The 2,558-nt window shown below is 65.0% G+C and carries 2 protein-coding genes and 1 riboswitch; of the genes, one reads left to right on the plus strand and one right to left on the minus strand.

From position 1 onward, the window contains the following. Positions 1–191 precede the first annotated feature (191 nt). Positions 192–1,265: a thiamine ABC transporter substrate binding subunit gene (locus Q7V46_RS13605; protein WP_304914094.1), complete on the minus strand. Its 1,074-nt coding sequence runs from the start codon at positions 1,263–1,265 to the stop codon at positions 192–194. Positions 1,266–1,325: 60 nt separating this feature from the next. Next, positions 1,326–1,437, minus strand: a riboswitch (TPP riboswitch). A gap of 155 nt (positions 1,438–1,592) precedes the next feature. On the opposite strand from Q7V46_RS13605, the gene Q7V46_RS13610 reads away from it, so the two are divergent. Continuing rightward, positions 1,593–2,243, plus strand: coding sequence for a methyltransferase (locus Q7V46_RS13610; RefSeq protein ID WP_304914095.1), 651 nt, complete (start codon positions 1,593–1,595; stop codon positions 2,241–2,243). Positions 2,244–2,558: the final 315 nt, after the last annotated feature.

Below are 2,558 nucleotides of genomic sequence, written 5' to 3' on the forward strand. Positions count from 1 at the left end.
GGCCTGAAGACCACCGAGGCGCTGGTGGTCCTGGCTCGCAAGCTGCTGCGCATTGCGTTTGCCGTCTGGCACAGTGGCACACCGTTTGACCCGCAGCGGGTAGCCCTGCGCGCTTGACGAAAACCATAGAACCTCTGCCGGGCCACCAGCATCGTCCCCCTGGGGGGAAGGCGCGAAGCGACGCAGGGGGGTTACTTGAGTACCGTTCGGGTCCACCGCTGCACCCAGGCCCGGCCCTTCTCCTGCATCTGCGCGGCAGGCGGATTGTCGAACGCAACGGGCTCCAACGCGTGCTGCTGCAACACCTCGGCACGTGGCGCACCCGGTTCGGCCGGGTACATCCACATGGTGGTCTGCAGGGCCTGTTGCACCGGCACAGAGCGCAGAAATTCAATGAACTGGCCTGCCGCTTCGCGTGCAGCCGGATTGCCACCTTTCACCAGCGCCACGCCTTCAACCTGCCGGAACACACCGCCCTTCAGGAACAGGTTGGCGGTGGGAGATTCGGTGAGTTTGTCCTTGCTGAAGAACACCTCGGCTGCAGGGCTGCTGGCGTAGCTGACGACGATGGGGCGCGTGCCACCGTTCTGGGTGAATTCGGTGTAGTAGGCCTCTGTCCAGCCCTTGGCCACCTTCACGCCGTTGGTTCGCAGCTTCGCCCACCAGTCGAACGCGGCTTGTTCACCCAGGGCCGCGATGTTGGCGAACAAAAAGGCCTGGCCGGGGCTGGAAGTGGCGGGGTTCTGCACCACCAGCAGCTTGGCGTAGGCCGGCTCAGCCAGTTGCTCCAGGCGGGTGGGCAAGGGCAATCCAGCCTTCGCGAACCAGGTCTTGTCGATGTTGAGGGTGACGTAGCCATGGTCCACCGGCACCACCCCGGCGACCACGCCGGTCGCATCCGCCGTCTCGGCCATGCCGGCGGCGGACCTTCGTTGAGCGGCCGGGCCTGCATACGGATCAATCACCTGGGCTGCCACGGCGCGCGGCAGCAGCGTGTTGTCGATGCCGAAAACCACGTCGGCAATGGGCCTGGCACGGGTGAGGATGAGCTTGTTGAGCATCTCGCCCGCATCGCCGCCTTTGACGATTTGCAGCTTCACGCCGGCTTGCTGTTCGAACCCGGCCAGCAGTTCGGCAGGCAGCTCAAAGGAACTGTGGGTCAGCACGCGAAGGGACTGCGGCTTGGGCGACTGGGCCAACGCAGCACCCACCAGTGCCAAGGAAAAAAAGCCGCCCGTCGCCAGGAAAAACACTCGTCGCTGCATGCCAGACCGCCAATTCATGAACGCCTTGAAGGGCGGTGGCAGTGGCGATTCCGGCGAGGCGGAGAGGGCCTGTCACGCTCCCTACGCTGGCACAACCCAGATCAGGTGAGAGGGGTATTTCTCAGCCTTTGACCCCCGCAAAAGCGCTGGCCCGGCACCCCCGGTGAAGCGCTGCATTGTAGACCTCGGGTCGTGCTACCGTGGTCAGGCGCCAAATCCCTTGGCGCACGCCAGTGCCTCTTCGGCCTGCATGGCTTTCCCTCCGGAAGCGTTGTGCCCGTTCGATCTGAACACCCGACGATCACGCTTCATGGAAAGCAGCCACCCATGCCCGGCTATCAGGTCAAGACCGAAACCCTTTTGCTGGGCAACACGCCCTGGCAGATCCGCAGCCTGATGAACAACCAGCAGTACGCCGATCCGCTGAACACTTCGGGTGACATTGGCATCCCACCGGCCGGCTGGTCGATGTTCGGCCAGGTGTGGCCGTCTGCCCGCGTGCTGGCGCTGGCCATGCTGACCCATCCGCTGCACGGCCAGCGCATTCTGGAGATCGGTGCCGGACTGGCCCTGACCAGCCTGGTGCTGCACCGCCGGGGGGCCAACGTGACGGTGAGCGACTGGCACCCGCTGGCCGAGTCTTTCCTGCTGGAGAACCTGCGCCTGAACCACCTCGGTCCGATGCGCTACGAAGCTGGCAACTGGGCCATACCCAGCCCATGGTTGGGTCGCTTCGACCTGATTCTGGGCAGCGACCTGCTCTACGAACGCCAGCAGCCAGCGCAACTCGCCAGCTTCATCGACCGCCATGCCGCCGCAGGCTGTGAGGTAATCGTGGTGGACCCGGACCGAGGCAATCGGGCCGCGTTTGGGCAGGAAATGGCGGCGCTGGGCTACAGACTCATCATGCGCACGGCCGACCGCGAGCTGGAAGACGGTGTGGCCTACAAAGGGCGCTTTCTGACGTTTGCTCGGTGAGATGAAACACCCCCCGCGCCGCTTCGCGTCACCCCCCTCAAGGGGGGCACACCTTCGGACCGGCAGAGCCGGGTCCTCGGCGTCACTGAAATGGGGCATTTCGCTCCTGAGGTGTTGTGGTGAACCCCCCGCGCCGCTTCGCGTCGCCCCCCTCAAGGGGGGCACACCTTCGGACCGGCAGAGGTTCTATGGTTTTCGTCAAGCGCGCAGGGCTACCCGCTGCGGGTCAAACGGTGTGCCACTGTGCCAGACGGCAAACGCAATGCGCAGCAGCTTGCGAGCCAGGACCACCAGCGCCTCGGTGGTCTTCAGGCC

It is taken from the genome of Hydrogenophaga sp., from assembly GCF_030651625.1.
GTDB lineage: Bacteria > Pseudomonadota > Gammaproteobacteria > Burkholderiales > Burkholderiaceae_C > Hydrogenophaga.